Annotated in this window: 21 protein-coding genes; 7 read left to right on the top strand and 14 right to left on the bottom strand. The window is 35.8% G+C overall.

The features are described from left to right. Window positions 1-7 precede the first annotated feature (7 nt). From ACFOWM_RS06280 to ACFOWM_RS06235, 10 genes are all read right to left on the bottom strand, one after another. Window positions 8-448: a DUF5675 family protein gene (locus ACFOWM_RS06280; RefSeq protein ID WP_379707916.1), complete on the bottom strand. Its 441-nt coding sequence runs from the start codon at window positions 446-448 to the stop codon at window positions 8-10. Continuing rightward, the gene (locus ACFOWM_RS06275; RefSeq protein WP_379707914.1) at window positions 441-572 is read right to left on the bottom strand and encodes a hypothetical protein; all 132 of its coding nucleotides are present in this window, start codon (window positions 570-572) and stop codon (window positions 441-443) included. Before ACFOWM_RS06275 ends, ACFOWM_RS06280 begins: the two co-directional genes overlap by 8 nt. Window positions 573-646: 74 nt before the next feature. Then, window positions 647-973, bottom strand: coding sequence for a hypothetical protein (locus ACFOWM_RS06270; RefSeq protein ID WP_379707912.1), 327 nt, complete (start codon window positions 971-973; stop codon window positions 647-649). A gap of 66 nt (window positions 974-1,039) precedes the next feature. Next, the gene (locus tag ACFOWM_RS06265) at window positions 1,040-1,474 is read right to left on the bottom strand and encodes a hypothetical protein (protein WP_379707910.1); all 435 of its coding nucleotides are present in this window, start codon (window positions 1,472-1,474) and stop codon (window positions 1,040-1,042) included. Beyond that, window positions 1,474-2,652, bottom strand: coding sequence for a DUF2586 family protein (locus ACFOWM_RS06260; RefSeq protein ID WP_379707908.1), 1,179 nt, complete (start codon window positions 2,650-2,652; stop codon window positions 1,474-1,476). The genes ACFOWM_RS06265 and ACFOWM_RS06260 overlap by 1 nt, the downstream gene beginning before the upstream one ends. A gap of 47 nt (window positions 2,653-2,699) precedes the next feature. Further along, window positions 2,700-3,113: a hypothetical protein gene (locus ACFOWM_RS06255; protein ID WP_379707906.1), complete on the bottom strand. Its 414-nt coding sequence runs from the start codon at window positions 3,111-3,113 to the stop codon at window positions 2,700-2,702. Next, window positions 3,113-3,736 (bottom strand): hypothetical protein, encoded by a 624-nt coding sequence (locus ACFOWM_RS06250; protein ID WP_379707904.1) that lies wholly within the window; start codon window positions 3,734-3,736, stop codon window positions 3,113-3,115. The genes ACFOWM_RS06255 and ACFOWM_RS06250 overlap by 1 nt, the downstream gene beginning before the upstream one ends. Next, entirely contained in the window at window positions 3,726-4,274 is a 549-nt protein-coding gene (locus ACFOWM_RS06245) for a phage holin family protein (protein ID WP_379707902.1), read from the bottom strand. The genes ACFOWM_RS06250 and ACFOWM_RS06245 overlap by 11 nt, the downstream gene beginning before the upstream one ends. Before the next feature lie 153 nt (window positions 4,275-4,427). Further along, entirely contained in the window at window positions 4,428-5,345 is a 918-nt protein-coding gene (locus ACFOWM_RS06240) for a phage major capsid protein (protein WP_379707900.1), read from the bottom strand. Between the two features lie 73 nt (window positions 5,346-5,418). Further along, window positions 5,419-6,396: a hypothetical protein gene (locus tag ACFOWM_RS06235; RefSeq protein ID WP_379707898.1), complete on the bottom strand. Its 978-nt coding sequence runs from the start codon at window positions 6,394-6,396 to the stop codon at window positions 5,419-5,421. A 188-nt stretch (window positions 6,397-6,584) separates the two neighbouring features. Between ACFOWM_RS06235 and ACFOWM_RS06230 the strand changes: the two genes are divergently transcribed. The 7 genes from ACFOWM_RS06230 (at window position 6,585) to ACFOWM_RS06200 (ending at window position 12,649) form a co-directional block, all read left to right on the top strand. Then, a complete protein-coding gene (locus ACFOWM_RS06230; RefSeq protein ID WP_379707897.1) occupies window positions 6,585-7,019 on the top strand; it encodes a terminase gpP N-terminus-related DNA-binding protein in 435 nt (144 codons plus the stop codon). Then, window positions 7,016-8,524: a hypothetical protein gene (locus ACFOWM_RS06225; protein ID WP_379707895.1), complete on the top strand. Its 1,509-nt coding sequence runs from the start codon at window positions 7,016-7,018 to the stop codon at window positions 8,522-8,524. The genes ACFOWM_RS06230 and ACFOWM_RS06225 overlap by 4 nt, the downstream gene beginning before the upstream one ends. A 3-nt stretch (window positions 8,525-8,527) precedes the next feature. Continuing rightward, on the top strand, window positions 8,528-8,986 hold the full coding sequence (locus ACFOWM_RS06220) for a phage protein Gp36 family protein (protein ID WP_379707893.1): 459 nt from the start codon (window positions 8,528-8,530) through the stop codon (window positions 8,984-8,986). A 22-nt stretch (window positions 8,987-9,008) separates the two neighbouring features. Continuing rightward, window positions 9,009-10,241, top strand: a complete 1,233-nt coding sequence (locus ACFOWM_RS06215) for a phage portal protein family protein (RefSeq protein WP_379707891.1) — start codon at window positions 9,009-9,011, stop codon at window positions 10,239-10,241. A gap of 92 nt (window positions 10,242-10,333) precedes the next feature. After that, window positions 10,334-11,503 (top strand): LPD3 domain-containing protein, encoded by a 1,170-nt coding sequence (locus ACFOWM_RS06210; protein WP_379707889.1) that lies wholly within the window; start codon window positions 10,334-10,336, stop codon window positions 11,501-11,503. A gap of 80 nt (window positions 11,504-11,583) precedes the next feature. Continuing rightward, window positions 11,584-12,141 carry a hypothetical protein gene (locus tag ACFOWM_RS06205; protein WP_379707887.1) on the top strand — a complete coding sequence of 186 codons (558 nt, stop codon included), beginning with the start codon at window positions 11,584-11,586 and terminating at the stop codon, window positions 12,139-12,141. Between the two features lies 1 nt (window position 12,142). Continuing rightward, window positions 12,143-12,649, top strand: a complete 507-nt coding sequence (locus tag ACFOWM_RS06200) for a hypothetical protein (RefSeq protein WP_379707885.1) — start codon at window positions 12,143-12,145, stop codon at window positions 12,647-12,649. Window positions 12,650-12,695: 46 nt separating this feature from the next. Here ACFOWM_RS06200 and ACFOWM_RS06195 read toward each other — a convergent pair whose 3' ends face one another. From ACFOWM_RS06195 to ACFOWM_RS06180, 4 genes are all read right to left on the bottom strand, one after another. Further along, window positions 12,696-13,478 (bottom strand): hypothetical protein, encoded by a 783-nt coding sequence (locus tag ACFOWM_RS06195; RefSeq protein ID WP_379707883.1) that lies wholly within the window; start codon window positions 13,476-13,478, stop codon window positions 12,696-12,698. A 32-nt stretch (window positions 13,479-13,510) separates the two neighbouring features. Further along, entirely contained in the window at window positions 13,511-13,735 is a 225-nt protein-coding gene (locus tag ACFOWM_RS06190; RefSeq protein WP_379707881.1) for a hypothetical protein, read from the bottom strand. Between the two features lie 73 nt (window positions 13,736-13,808). Further along, window positions 13,809-14,048 (bottom strand): hypothetical protein, encoded by a 240-nt coding sequence (locus ACFOWM_RS06185; protein ID WP_379707878.1) that lies wholly within the window; start codon window positions 14,046-14,048, stop codon window positions 13,809-13,811. Beyond that, window positions 14,045-14,362: a hypothetical protein gene (locus ACFOWM_RS06180; RefSeq protein WP_379707876.1), complete on the bottom strand. Its 318-nt coding sequence runs from the start codon at window positions 14,360-14,362 to the stop codon at window positions 14,045-14,047. Before ACFOWM_RS06180 ends, ACFOWM_RS06185 begins: the two co-directional genes overlap by 4 nt. Window positions 14,363-14,373 lie beyond the last annotated feature (11 nt).

Genomic DNA, 14,373 nt, shown 5'->3' with positions numbered 1-14,373 from the left:
TATTTGCCTAAACTTTATCTACTATGGTGATGTAACATTTCATTTCTTTTTGTGCTTCAGTTACCATATTGCACAAATCATTCATAGCAGCGGCATCTAATACCAACCTACCAGTAATGCTTTTTTTGTAGCTAACAATAATGCAGCCTGCACTGCTTAATTCAGAGGTACCTGAGTGTATGCGTATACCTTCAAAATCAGGTACAGCAAATACACCAGTCAACATTCTTTTAAAGCGATTACTCCATGTAACCAATACAGGGTATCTTCCGTAAGGGATAGCCGTTTGAGCGTACACTTTTACGAGCTTACTCCAAAAACCTGCCTTAGCTCTCACAACATCTTCAATCGTATGGCAAAAGAAAACACCGTTTACATAAAGCTTACCTTCAGTATAATTTTTAGCTTTTAAAGTGCGCTCCAGCTTTATTTCAAAAGTTTTATTCATCATCTTCTTTTTTATCACCACCTAATAAGTCATACAACATTTTGGCAGTGTTTTTTAATCGAAATTTTTCGAGCCAAATGGCTTGTGCTTGGAATTTTACCCAATCAGATTGTTGAAGCGGCATAGGGTCAATGCCTAAGTTTGAACGTATAAGAGCATTACCCTGACCTCGTACATCAATGCCCTCATCTAAGAGGGCTATAAGTTTTTTGTGGTAACACTAATGCTCTTCATTTTGTTACCAATGGCTTTAACCACTTGCACTTTCAATAAAAAACGACTTTTTATTTCCTCATCGCAAGCCACTACACAGTTATCAAATAACACCATTGATGCTTTTAACTCTGTACTACTTTTACTAATAGCTTCTGTAGCCTCAACAGCTTCCATTGTTGGCTCTTTACAAATTGCATTGTACACTTTGCCATCTTCATCTTTTACCTCAGCAACAAACAAATAACCATGCTTAGATTTCAAGGCTTCAATAGCACTTTCATCATGTCCGCAAATCAATATTTTACTCATACGTTTAGCTTTTAAAATAGAAAGCTGAATGTTAACTCAGCTTTCTAAAAATTATTAATGTTGTTATTATTGTTTATCCCACTCAATGTGACTGATGAGTAAATCGAGTACTACTTCTTTAGTCATATCACCTTCCTTCCAATCACGACTGTTCTTTTTAAACTCACAGTTGCATATAACATCTTTTACGATTGGTCCAGATTCTGGTTGATACATTACAACAATTGGGAATGGTGCTATGTTAGTAAGCATTTTGTTTGGAGCTGTACGGGTAATAGCCATTACAGTTTCAACAGATAATGTTACCGATGCCATTGGCTTTACCCTGCCTTTGCCTCTTCTTACTGGTCTACGACCTGCACCATACACATTTACTTTTTCCTGCTCTTCCTCATACTTTATGGCAGTGGCATCTGTATAAGTAATACCATTGATGTTGATGCTGATATCGCCCCAACCGTACGCATACCCATTTATTAATGGTTTAATTTCTACGCCCATTATTGATTAATTTTTAAGGTGAAACCAAGTGATACTTCATACTCCCGTAGTACACCCACTGGTACTGCTCTTACCTTAGTTTGAAGTTTACTAGTTGATAATATTGATTGCTCAGGGTCTATCTGTACAGCATAGCCTGATAGTTCGCCATCTCTTTCCATTTGTGCTAAACCTTGTTCAGCAATGGCTTCTAAACCTGCAACACTATCAGCTTGTAAAAACCCTGTGTTTCTATCAATGTATGCAGGTGCTGACAGCTTAGGTAACAACTGAGCATACACTGCTCTTTGTACTTTATTCATGGTACGGGTGTTTTCAATAAAAGCGTAATCGCTTGTTACACTTGTAGCTGTACGGCTGTGGTTAAAATAGCTGCCTGCAAGGCTTACGTGCTTTCGTAAAAAGATGTAACCTTTCGCATCCAAAGCATCAATTTGTGCAGGCGTGAATTCACTATAATTCGTACCGCCTAAAAAGCCCAAATTATCTAATTCCCTGCTTGGGTGAAATTGGTTTGTTACAGGGTTTTTGATGAAATCAGTTACCATGTTTTGGCGTTCAACCCATGCGATAGAAGTATGTACTTGGCTACGAGCCAATGCACCTAATGCAGCACCGATAATACCCGTTTGTACGTTTTCAGTTGAGTTAACACCAAAGCCAGCATTATCTTGTGCAATTACCACACTTACAAATGGGCAATCCACAGTTGATAAATCAAGTAAGGTTGCATAATCCTCTTCATCAACCATCGGGCTTTCAATACTAAACACTGGCATATTCAAAGCCGCCAACTCTTCACAAATAGCATTAAGAGCTTCAATTTTAGCATATGATACAGCTTGTGAGCCATTCCAAATACCTACTTGTTTTACTACACCTGCAGACTCAATTACTTTAGCTTTTATTTCGCTGTAATCAGTTGAAGGGTTTTGATAAACAGCAGTAATAAGTCTAGCACCAGGCGCAGTTCTAAAAAACTCTGCTACGTGGTAATAAAACATACTGTCTGTTGTTGATAAGCCTTGCGTAATGGCTTGTGGTAAGCTGGTACAGTCTAGCGAAGGGTTTGATGCTGCCAGCTCCATATTGTAAAAACTTAAAAGAGACACATGGTCTTCACCTGCAGCTTTTCTGCCTAGTTGACCCTGCTCTCTGTTAAATGATATTCCGTTCATAATTGTTATTTAAATGCCTTTTTAATGTTGTTTAAATGCTGTAATAATTACTTTGTTGATGCTTTTTTGTTAGCACCTTTTTTTGCAGCTGCAGTAGGTTTATTTACTGCTGCAATAGCTGGCACATTTGTATTAGTAGCATCTTCATTAACATTATCAGCTGGTGTTGCATTTTCACCTGTAGCATTAGCAGCTTCAGCAGCTTTTTCAGCTTCAGCAGCCTTTGCAGCTTCAGCAGATTTTTCAGCTTCAGCATTTTTTTTGTCTACTGTTTTATTACTAGCAACAACAGGTTTATTACTTTCAGTTTTTGGCTGTTGTCGTTCAGTAACCACTGTTTTATCTTCCAATGTTTTAGCATGGTTAACAGCATCGCAATGCACATAAAACAAATTGCCATCGCTAGTTGAGTGAATAACATCACAACGAGGATTTTCTTTTAAATAAGTTTTTGCATCCATTATTGTAGTTTTTTTTGTTTAAAAATGTTGTAGGCTCTTATGGCAATAACTGCAATGAGGATTAGCAATAGCAGTATAAAAATCCGTCCACACCAAAGCTGAAAATTTTGCCAGCCTGTAAAAGGCTTTTCAATTATAACCTCTTTAGGAGCTTGTGTAATAACTGTATTATCGTACTGGTGTGTTTGCTCGTAGGTAAGTAATATGGCTCCTGTATCACAATAGCAGTTAACGTACAAATTATTACTATCATCAATCATTAGCTCAGGTGGTAAGGCTCGTTTATTATCGGGCTTTTGGTATTTACTTTTGGAGCTAACACTAGTATTGTTTTTTGCAGCTGCTGCAGTAGTTTGTTGAGTTTCATTTACAATATCAAAAGCATTATTTGCAATTTGATTTACATGTAAATTTTGCAGGCTTATTTTGCCAGCTTCATTTATTACCAGCTTAGCCTTAGCACTGCTTGTATCAGCAGGTAAATGAAGTGTAGTGTCTTTTTTTTCTTTTACTACAGTACTGGTTTTTTCGGTACTAGCTGGTAAGTAGGTAGGCTTTGTTGAGGCACAGCCAAACAATACCATAATGCTGCATAAGAGCATCAATAAAATTTTACTTTTCATTGTCGTTTATTATGGTATCAGCATCTTTTATTTTGCTGGCACCTGTTATTAAATCAGTTAATTTTTGTTTGAAAATTTTGATGAACACACTTTTTTTACCAGTAATGCTTTCCATGTTTTCGTTTATTGAAATCATATATTCCAAAAAGCAGGTCATTAAGAAAGCTGACCTTACCCATTGCATTACTTCACTTGTTAAAGGGTTAACATCGCTGCTAAACTCTTTACAAAAAGCATTAACAATAAATATTGATAAAAGCCATACAAATGCTTTTACAACGAACCTTCCAAATTTGCCACTCCTTATATTTTCACCTCGTTTTATTGATGCATACACACCACTTACTAGCTCAGCAAACAATGCCACACATATAGCTAGCACCGTATTAATTTTAACACCCATTAAATCACTCACAACGCCTAAGAAGCTGCCAGTAAATAATAGTGGTATGGTTATTTGAAGTTTTATGGATGGCAACAAACTTTGCAAAAAATCAAAAGTTGTGTTCCATTCAAATATTTTTAGAAGGTGTTTCATTGTAGTTTTTTAGAAGTGAGCAGTACCATTTTGGTGCTTTTGTAGAGCAGCTCAGCATACTATGCTCACTTAATTGCTTTTAAATATGGGAGGCTAAAGAATTCAACATTTAGCCTCCCGTCATCGTATATGAGTGTGTGGGTTATTTTGGGGTTACGCTACTGATGCACTTCTAATAGCTCCAATGTATTCGTTTAAGAATGGCATTGCTACGAAGTAGTGGCGATAGTTTAACTCATTGCTTTGAGTACGTGGGTTGTTTTCAGCCTTTAAGAAGTACTGTGTAGTATTACCCGTTTTTTTACCGATGTTATCTTTTTGGAAAAAGACACTTGCAGCTCTACTACCTGCTGGAGCTACTGCACCAAAAGCAACCTTTGCACCTGCTGATGTATACTTTGGTGTTTGAATCCATTGGTAAAAAGTGAAGCCCAATACTTCTAAAACCGAACCAGTTTTATAGTTAATAAATTGGTCGCCAAAGTTTTTACGGTCGAGCAACAAATCGTTCCAATGGTCGTTGCATAATACTAACCTTCTACCTAATGGGTTACAATCAGTATCATCGATTGCCTTTTTAAAGCGCACCAAATCATCATACGTTAAACGTCTACGACCAGTACCATCATCATCACCAGTAGTTAATATTACAGGTGTACGAGCTGTGTTGGTTTGTGGAGCAATAGCATGTAATGCTTTTACATACTTCGTTTGTGCCAAAGGCTCTACATGACCTTTAGTAACCTCAACAATTTTGTCGTAGCTACTACCTTTAGTTTGGTCATCACTCAACGTGGTTACTTTGGTTTGAAACTTATCCAATGTCAAAGAGATTGTATCATCTTCAAACTCTTGTACATCTATTGGGTAAGTAGTGTTATTTACTAATACCTCAGCAGCGAATGTGGTGCTTGGTACGTAAATGATATTTTTTTCTGTGGCACTACCGCCATTAATAGTTGTAACATCAGCTGCGATTTCAGGAATACCATCTAACCATGCAGCGGCTATTAATGAGTTAAATAAACGTTTTACGGTGCCTAACCATATTTCAGGATAATTTGCTGGCATAAAATTTTATGATTGTTTTATTGAAAAATTATTGTTGAATTGTTTTTTTTGATAGATCGTTTTGTTGTGGCAATTAAGCTAACAACGCATTGTATTTTGTTGGGTTCGCTGTTTTAAACTCATCTTTTTGAGCATCTGTCAACTTCATTAATTCCTCAAATGTTTTTGGCTCAGTAAATGAAGTTTTACCACCACCAACTACTTTATCAGCTAAGGTTTGTTTAGCTTCTAATTTTGCTAAAAACTTGGTAGCAGTGGCAAGCTCTAAGTTTTCGTAATCAGCTCTTTCAGCATTGGTAATTTTACCTTCAGCTTCAGCAGCATCCAACAAAACTTTCATTTGTTCGGTTTTGTAATTAGCTAACTCAGTTTTAGCAGCGGTTAACTTTTGCTCTAAATTTTGTTTTTCAGTAAGCGCATTAGCTTGTGCAGCTTCTAATTTTCCTTTCAATGCTGTAATGCTTGCATCAAGCTCTTCACTTGTATTGGGCTGTGCTGTTAATCCCAATGCCACTAATGCCGGGGCACTTAATAGTATTTGTTTCATTTTTTCTATTTGTGTTTGAAAATTGTTTTGCTCTTTTTCTTTTAAGCCATTTAGTTGAATTTGTAACTCATCTTCAGTTACTAAATTTCCAGTAGCTAAATCATACAGGCGAAGTGCTTTTGCATTACCTGGTACTGCAACAATTGATGCCTCTTTTAATACACATTTTGTAAGCACCACTTTGCCGCCTATATACTTTAGGTCTTCCATTAAAAAACCAAAACCCATTGAGCATGCTCTTACAAAACCACGTTCAACTTTACCAGCGATACTTTTTGCGGCATCATCTTCAACATCAAATTCAGGTGTGGCTAATAATTGGTTGCCACTAACATTGATGTCGTTCCATTTGCCAATCACATGCTCAACATCATTCTGATGGCTGTTGAGCATTACAGGGTTATCACTGAACTGGTTTAAATCAATACCATTGTTAGGTATTGAAAATCCGTAGCAGTTTTCAACGGTTTCATCATTAAGCACAAAAGGTTTTGGTTTTTTCATCTTCACTTTTTGTTTAACTAAATTTTTTTCATGGCGTCTAATTTTTTTGACTTGTAGAACACAAAGCAAACGAAGTAATATGCTGCTTACAAATAAGTGTAGTAGCGTACTCCCTCGTGGTAATACCCTACGGTGAATGGTTGTTTACGCACTATTTAAAATGCAGTTTTGAATAAATAAGTAAACTGATGAAGCATAGCGATTCTAAAAAATCAATGGCGCAGCAGCTATATATTTTAGGCAACCAAACCAAAAAAGCGATTTGCGAAATAGTGAAGGTTACGCCTAAAACATTAGATAGCTGGATAGAGAAATACGAATGGGATGCACAAAAGGATATGCAGACAATTACTAAAAAACAATTGCTGGCTGATACCTTTAAACAACTACAGGCTGTTAACGAAAAAATAAAGCTCAATGGCAACGTACCAACAAAAGAGTTGTACGATGCGAAGAATATTTTAGGTAGAGAAATTGACAGATTGAGCGATGCACCACTAGCAATTTATACCGATGTATTTAGCTCTTTTATTGATTTTTTAATGCGTAACCATCCAGTGCATGTACCGTTGTTTGCAACGCTTAGCATGGATTTTATTGAAAACAAAAACGCTAACGGATGATGCTAAGTGGAAAAGATAAAATAGCACTGGAGCGTTACCGTAACCTACTAAAACAGGTAAGCGAAAGTAACAGCGTAAACCCACTTGAAAGTAAAAAGGAACAACAGGAACGCATTAACAAGGCGAAGGTTGATTTTGCCTATTTTGTAAACACTTACTTTCCACATTATGCTACAGCTGAGCTTGCACCGTTTCATATAAAGTTGGCTAAAAAAATACGAGCTGATAAGCGCATAAAGCGTTTATTAGGTTGGGGTCGTGGTTTAGCAAAATCAACCATGCTCGATATTTTAATACCATTGTGGCTATGGATAAATGATGATTTGAAAGTAATGGTTTTAGTAGGACAAAATGCTGATAAAGCCTGTATTTTAATTAGTGATATACAAGCTGAATTTGAAGCCAACCCATTACTCATACATGACTATGGCGCACAAAGAACTATTGGTAGTTGGGAGGAAGGAAAGTTTGTTACAAAAAATGATTGCGCCTTTTTTGCATTGGGTATGGGTGAAAGCCCTAGAGGTGTGAGGCATCGCCAGTATAGACCCGATTATATTATTGCTGATGATTTAGATACAAAAGAAGTGTGCCGTAACCCTAAACGGGTTCGTGAATATGCAAATTGGGTTTGTGAGGATTTATTAGGTACGTTAGATGAGAGAGGCAGCAGGTTTATTATGGTAAATAATGTGTTTGCACCACATACTATCTTAACCGAAATACGTGATACACGTAGTGGCTTTACGTACGACCAACAAAACGCTACAGATGAAAATTACAACCCTACATGGGCTGCAAAAAATACTAGAGAATTTTACCTGAGCCAATTGGAGGCAATGGGTGCATTAAGCTTTGCTGCTGAATATAACAACAGCCCATACGTACAGGGTACTGTTTTTACCGAAAGCATGATACAATGGGCACCAATACCAAACATCAATCACTTTGATAGTATTATTGGCTTTTGGGATGTGGCTTACAGTGAAGCCAAAACAGCCGATTACAATGCTATAAAAGTATGGGGGGTAAAAAATGGCAACTTCTATTTAATAAAAGCTTTTGTGAGGCAATGTAAAATGGATGTAGCCATTCGTTGGGTAAATGATTATAGTTTGAGCCTAGCAAAATCTGCAACAATTAACTGGTGGTTTGAAAGCCAATTTTGGAACGATGCATTAATGATGGTAATGCATCAGGTAAACAAGAGTTATGATGAGCCAGTGAATTTTTCAAAAAGTGAAAAACCGAAAGGAGCTAAGTTTGACCGTATGCTCAACATGTTGCCATACTACCAGCAGCGTAAAATTTTTTACAACCAAGCCGAAAAAAATAATGCTGATATGCAGTTAGGTATTGCACAATTATTTGGTATTGAAGCTGGCTATAAAGGGCATGATGATAGCCCCGATGCTGATGCACAGGCTATTGAAAAACTCAGCAAAAGAGTACGCAAAACAAATGCACCATACCGTATGGGTAAACGACAAAACTTTAAATTTTAAAAAATGTTTATTCAAAAAGAAGAATTAAAAAGCACCATGTACAGCTACCAGTTAGAGCAAATATCTGAAGGTGATGATAGCATTATATTAATGGGAATTAATGCCGCTGTTGATGAGGTAAAAAGTTACCTAACCAGCAACAATAAAAAAACGTGGATAGACGGCAGACCTTTGTACGATGTAGCCACAATATTTGCTGCTACAGGCAATAATAGAAATGCTTTGTTGTTAGAAATAACAAAAACAGTTGCTGAATGGTGGATTATTAAACTATGCAATGCTGATGCTATTTATGAGCATGTGAAGGAGCGATATGATAGAGCTATTACTTACCTAAAGCAATTGGGTAAGGGTGAAGTAACCATTAGCTCATTGCCATTGTTACCAACTGACGGCAGTAATAATGCTGAAACTATTGCACCATTTAGAATGGGTGGCAGACCTAAATTTTCACACGAATAATTAACTTTTAAACAGCCATTAAATGAGCTTTATTAATACAGTAAAAAGTATACTTGCATTTAACCAAATACAATTAGCCGATAATAGTATCAACGAAAAAAATACATTAGCTAAACAAAAAAGAGTTTTAGAAGCTAAGAGCAAACCACTAACAAGGGTAAGGCAGGATATGGCTAAATGGAATACAGCATACCAATTTTTTTATGCTGAAGAGCCAAAGAACTATTTAATACAAAATACTTTTACGGAGGCTGAAATTGATGCGTTGTTGACTTCACAAATTCAAAACAGAATGTTGAAGGCTGTGAGTGTACCCTCAACATTAGTAAACGCAAAAGGTGAAATTGATATTGAGCAAACTGCTAAGCTTCGTAACTCAACTGCCTACTTACACATGCTCAAAGAAATTTGGCGTTCAATAACCAATGGTTGTACTGTTTTAGAAATTGCAGTGGCTGGTGATACCTTACAAAGTAGATTAGTACCTAGAGCTAACATTGTACAACAAAAAGGATATTTCTACGAAGACTATACTGAAGATACTTTTACTGATTATCGCAAAATGAAAGAGTACGGAAAGTATATTTTAGAATTTGACACTGGCGAAATTGGCTTACTAAATAAAGCTATACCACATGTGTTATTTAAAAGGTTTGCACAAAGCTGCTGGAGTGAATTATGCGAACTATACGGCATACCACCAAGAGTACTTACCACCAATACACAAGATACTGCCATGCTCAACAGAGCTGAAAAAATGATGAGTGAAATGGCTGCAGCTGCTTGGTTTATTATTGATGGTGAAGAAAAATTTGAATGGGCTCAAAGTCAAGACACGAATGGTGATGTATACCGTAATTTAATAAACCTGTGTAATAATGAATTGAGTTTACTCATTACTGGTGCTGTTATCGGTCAAGATACACAAAATGGAAGTCGCAGTAAAGATGAAAGCGGCAAAGAGCAGTTGAATGAGCTGGTGCAAAGTGATTTGGTTTATTTAGAACAATGCATGAACAGCACTGTTATACCTGCTTTAATTCAATTGGGCTTTTTAAAAGGTGATGTTCGTTTTCAATTTCAAAAAGTTGAAGACTTAACAAAGTTGTGGAGCATTACCAAAGATGCCTTACCGTTTTATAACGTAAACCCTGAGTGGGTTAAAGATAAATTCGGGGTTGATATTGTTGGTGAACGCCAACAGCCTACTGCAGCTGGTAAATTATTTAATGACAGTATCAATTTTTTCGATTAAGGGCGCATGAGCATCGCCCCAAAATAAAGCAATACCATGCTCAATTAAACCAACTGTATACGCAATGCAGTTGCCCAAATTGTACCGCTACATTGGCTGATAAAAATAAAGCCAAAGCTTTCAATAAAAAGGTGTTTGATAGTGCAGTGGCACACCTACATAAGAAAGGCAAAATAAAGCCTGCTATGCTAGCTGATGCGCCCATAAAAGCACTTACTGATGAAACCAATAGTATTTTAAAAGATGCTATTGATTTTACCATTACTGATAATGAGGTACCAGCCACCATGCTCAATAAGCTGCGTAACGATGTGTACCTGTTTAGTGGCTTTAAAACATACAGCCAATTAAAAACAGCGAGTGAGTTATTACTTGATGAAAACGGCAAACGAAAACCATTTGCAACATTTGCTGCAGATGTAGAAGCCATACATGCTAACTACAATATGAAGTATTTAGAAGCTGAGTATTTCTTTGCAGTTGGTTCAGCACAAATGGCAGCTAAATGGGCTGGTATTGATGAAGGTGGCAGGTATAACTTACAATACCGTACTGCAGGTGATAGCAGGGTACGTGAAAGCCACTCAGCATTACGCAATATTACCTTACCTGCTACTGATGATTTTTGGAACAGTTATTACCCACCAAATGGCTGGCGTTGTAGGTGTACCGTTGTTGAAGTGTTGAAAGATAAGTATGATGTAAGCGATGCTGATGCGGCTATTAAAGCTGGTGAAGATGCTACCACACAAATTGGTAAAGATGGAAATAACACACTCGATATTTTCAGGTTTAACCCGGGCAAACAATCAGTTATATTTCCACCAAAGCACCCGTACAGAGCTGGCAAAAGTGAAGAGAAAAAAGAAGTACTGCAGGTACTTAATAAACAATCAAATGAAAGATTAGCACAACGTAGAAATGAAATAAAAGCATTAGCAAAAGAAAATATTGTTGGTAAAAAAGTAACAGTAAAAGGTATTGATGGAAAAATAAATTTTGGTATGAATGGTATTAAAGAAGCCTTAAATCAGGGTCATAAATTTTATGAAGCTAAAAATGAGGCGTTACTTGATATACAAAATTTGATTAAAAACGGTACTTATATTGGTTCAGCTGAAGACTCTAAAAATAGGGTTAAATTATTTCATTATGTAGAAGTAGAAATAGCAGCTAACAAATCATACGTTGTAATAAAAGAAACTGAAAAAAATGAGTTTCATTTTTACTCAATAGTTGATAAAATTAAGAAGGGCAATTAAGACCCTCGCCATCGGATTTGCAATCCAACGCAGTATTCTTAATTGCCCTTAGAACACAAATATAAAACTTTTTTATAAAAATGAAACCACAGGATTTTATTAAAGATGTTTTAAAGGATGTAAAAACTGATTTAACTGATGAGTTTGATAAAAACTTTGAACGGCAGGCATTTTTTGATGAGCGTTGGCAGCAGCGAAAATTAAGACCAGGTGATAACCTTTTGAATGTACATGGTGGCAGTGGCTTACGTGGAAGCATTGCTGATAAAATAGTAAACCAAACCATTAGCTGGAGTAGCTCATTGCCTTATGCCAGCATACATAATAACGGAGGTGTACTCGTTGTTACGGCTAAAATGAAAGCCTTTTTTTGGTTTAAATATATGCAGGCTATGAACAAACTTGTATACTCTGTAAAAACAAAATCGGTGCGTAACACAAAAGGCAACAGAGCCAATAGTACTGAAGCTGAAATTTGGAAAGCTATGGCTTTAAAAAAAGTAGGTGATAAAATAACCATACCTAAAAGGCGCTTTATTGGCGACCACCCAAATGTAAAAACCATCATACGGCAAAACGTTGATAACGCTGTATTGAAGGTTGGTGAACACTTTAAACTTGAATTTAAAAAGCAATAATATGACAGAAGAATTATTAGCGGCACAAAACTACATTATGCAAAAAGTGCCTGTGTTGCATGTAGATGAAGATTGGGGGCAGTTGGATTATTACACTAACCAATTTCCTGTAAAATTTCCATGCTGCCTAATTGATATACCTGCTGTAGTATGGGCAAGCAAGCAAAATAAAGCGCAACAAGGCGATGCTGAATTGGTACTGACTGTTGCAGCGCAAAAGCTCACTAATACCAGTGGTAAAGCTCCATTGCCACAAAAACAACAAGCCTATGCCATACATGGGTATATAAAGAGCTTGCATGATGCTTTACACCACTATAACTTAACTAGCAGGTGTGGTAGGTTGGTAAGGAGCAGATGGCAACGCATTAAACGTGATGATGGTATACAAGAGTTTAAAGTAGTATACAAATTTGTGGTAAATGATATTGCTGAAAGTAACACTGGTGAAGTTACAGGGTTAACACTGCAGTTAGAAGTTGATAATGGTATTGGATTAGATACATAAAAAAATGAGCTACAAATTGTAGCTCATATTCATTTTAAACCATTCACTATTTATCCCAAACCAAACCTTCTATATCAAAATCTATTTGTTTTAAACCATCTTGATAAAATCCTGCTTCTATAAGTAGCTTTTTAGATTTTTTAATTTGAGCTATAAATTTTTGAGGCGCATTTAAAAATATGTAATTGCTACTACCATCAGCTGCCTCACTATAATTTAATCGGTAAGCTTTATCATCATCAAACCTTACTAAAACAGCTTGTGGCGAATTGTACTCAACATAAAACTGACCTTCATTTATTGATAAAATAACATCTGTTTCTTTTCGCCTTTTCCTGATCATAATATTTACTGGCGTAGCACCATAAGGGCTATGTAGTTGAATATCGCTATTAGATTGTATTACTGCAGTATAAGTTACATCTGATGTCATTTTATCAACTGAACTATCATATAGCCATTTGGTTTTTACGAATGCATTGTTTAATGTATCGGCTGTGTTACTAAAACTTTCTTTTGCTGAAAGGTCTTCGTTTCGTGTTTTACATAAAGAGTCAGCCGCTTCAATAATTCTTGCATAAGTCATAGTTTTTAAAGCAGTGTCATTTTTAGACCTATATGAAATATAAAAGCCTAAGCACTGAATTTGTTTTTCACTTAATTTAAATTGAGTTGTAAGCTCTTTTAAATCGTTTTTAAATTCGGTATCATTTTGATAAAGCTTTGCTGATAAGTCTTTACTTGTACTGGTTGGGCGTTTGCCAAATATTACACCTAATAAAATAAGTGCAACTAAAATTGCTAATCCGATTAATAGACCTTTTTTCATATTGTAGTTTTTATTTGTTACAAAAATATATGTTAAACCGTTTCCATTTGCGGTTGTTTTTTTTGCTCTAACTTTTTAAGCTCCCGTTCGTAGTTGATGCCTAAAAACTTGTAAAACGTTTTTATGTGCATGGGGTGCACAGGCTCGATGTAATCACGAAAGGTGATAGAGCTTGGTACATCTTGCACTTTATGCTTGTTGTACAACTCACACACTAGCTTTACTTTTTTTAAATAGTTGATACGACTGTAGCTCATAAATTATTTTATATATTTGTATTACCAGTACAACAATAAAATAATTGTAGCCCACTTTTTTAAGTGGGTTTTTTTATAACGGTACTAAATTTTGTATGAGGTTACAAAAAGATTGTGCATCGGTTTCATTATAGCTTTCAAAAAATTCAAGGGCTTTTTTTTCTTCAGTAAAGGTCGTACAAGTTTCAAATAATATATCATTAAACTGTGTTTTTTGTTCAACAAAAAAGTAATTAATAGCAGCAGCTTCTTTTGTAATAAGTACTTGTGCTATTGGAAGGTTAAAAATTTTGGCGAATGTTGGGTGGCTCATTTTATTTTGTTTTTTACGATAAGTATTAGGGCTAATTGTTTGTTGTTGAAATCAAAGCTTTGATACATATTGCGTAATACCGCTGTACAATTTTCAACATCATAACCAGTATCGAGATAACTGATGTAATCATTTAAATCCTTTAAAAAGAAGGGCTTTACTTTTTTAATTACACCAGTTGCCAAAGGCTTTTCTTTCAAAAAAATATTAACTGCTCTACCTTCAGTATGTAATGTTGGATTGAATATTCTTATAGTAGTGAAAGCTATACAATCAAGCTTATTGTTCCAGTTGAATGAAAATTTTAAATCCATTGTGATTATTT

Source organism: Ferruginibacter yonginensis, assembly GCF_042651465.1.
In the GTDB taxonomy this organism is placed as follows: Bacteria; Bacteroidota; Bacteroidia; order Chitinophagales; family Chitinophagaceae; genus Ferruginibacter; species Ferruginibacter yonginensis.
The sequence above is the reverse complement of the archived record's forward strand: the minus strand, read 5'-3'. Positions and strand labels throughout refer to the sequence as shown.

What these genes read in the sequence shown, in the direction of transcription:
- ACFOWM_RS06280 (WP_379707916.1), bottom strand. Translation starts at nt 448, where the DNA reads ATGAATAAAACTTTTGAAATAAAGCTGGAGCGCACTTTAAAAGCTAAA.
- ACFOWM_RS06275 (WP_379707914.1), bottom strand. Translation starts at nt 572, where the DNA reads ATGCCGCTTCAACAATCTGATTGGGTAAAATTCCAAGCACAAGCCATT.
- ACFOWM_RS06270 (WP_379707912.1), bottom strand. Translation starts at nt 973, where the DNA reads ATGAGTAAAATATTGATTTGCGGACATGATGAAAGTGCTATTGAAGCC.
- ACFOWM_RS06265 (WP_379707910.1), bottom strand. Translation starts at nt 1,474, where the DNA reads ATGGGCGTAGAAATTAAACCATTAATAAATGGGTATGCGTACGGTTGG.
- ACFOWM_RS06260 (WP_379707908.1), bottom strand. Translation starts at nt 2,652, where the DNA reads ATGAACGGAATATCATTTAACAGAGAGCAGGGTCAACTAGGCAGAAAA.
- ACFOWM_RS06255 (WP_379707906.1), bottom strand. Translation starts at nt 3,113, where the DNA reads ATGGATGCAAAAACTTATTTAAAAGAAAATCCTCGTTGTGATGTTATT.
- ACFOWM_RS06250 (WP_379707904.1), bottom strand. Translation starts at nt 3,736, where the DNA reads ATGAAAAGTAAAATTTTATTGATGCTCTTATGCAGCATTATGGTATTG.
- ACFOWM_RS06245 (WP_379707902.1), bottom strand. Translation starts at nt 4,274, where the DNA reads ATGAAACACCTTCTAAAAATATTTGAATGGAACACAACTTTTGATTTT.
- ACFOWM_RS06240 (WP_379707900.1), bottom strand. Translation starts at nt 5,345, where the DNA reads ATGCCAGCAAATTATCCTGAAATATGGTTAGGCACCGTAAAACGTTTA.
- ACFOWM_RS06235 (WP_379707898.1), bottom strand. Translation starts at nt 6,396, where the DNA reads ATGAAAAAACCAAAACCTTTTGTGCTTAATGATGAAACCGTTGAAAAC.
- ACFOWM_RS06230 (WP_379707897.1), top strand. Translation starts at nt 6,585, where the DNA reads ATGAAGCATAGCGATTCTAAAAAATCAATGGCGCAGCAGCTATATATT.
- ACFOWM_RS06225 (WP_379707895.1), top strand. Translation starts at nt 7,016, where the DNA reads ATGATGCTAAGTGGAAAAGATAAAATAGCACTGGAGCGTTACCGTAAC.
- ACFOWM_RS06220 (WP_379707893.1), top strand. Translation starts at nt 8,528, where the DNA reads ATGTTTATTCAAAAAGAAGAATTAAAAAGCACCATGTACAGCTACCAG.
- ACFOWM_RS06215 (WP_379707891.1), top strand. Translation starts at nt 9,009, where the DNA reads ATGAGCTTTATTAATACAGTAAAAAGTATACTTGCATTTAACCAAATA.
- ACFOWM_RS06205 (WP_379707887.1), top strand. Translation starts at nt 11,584, where the DNA reads ATGAAACCACAGGATTTTATTAAAGATGTTTTAAAGGATGTAAAAACT.
- ACFOWM_RS06200 (WP_379707885.1), top strand. Translation starts at nt 12,143, where the DNA reads ATGACAGAAGAATTATTAGCGGCACAAAACTACATTATGCAAAAAGTG.
- ACFOWM_RS06195 (WP_379707883.1), bottom strand. Translation starts at nt 13,478, where the DNA reads ATGAAAAAAGGTCTATTAATCGGATTAGCAATTTTAGTTGCACTTATT.
- ACFOWM_RS06190 (WP_379707881.1), bottom strand. Translation starts at nt 13,735, where the DNA reads ATGAGCTACAGTCGTATCAACTATTTAAAAAAAGTAAAGCTAGTGTGT.
- ACFOWM_RS06185 (WP_379707878.1), bottom strand. Translation starts at nt 14,048, where the DNA reads ATGAGCCACCCAACATTCGCCAAAATTTTTAACCTTCCAATAGCACAA.
- ACFOWM_RS06180 (WP_379707876.1), bottom strand. Translation starts at nt 14,362, where the DNA reads ATGGATTTAAAATTTTCATTCAACTGGAACAATAAGCTTGATTGTATA.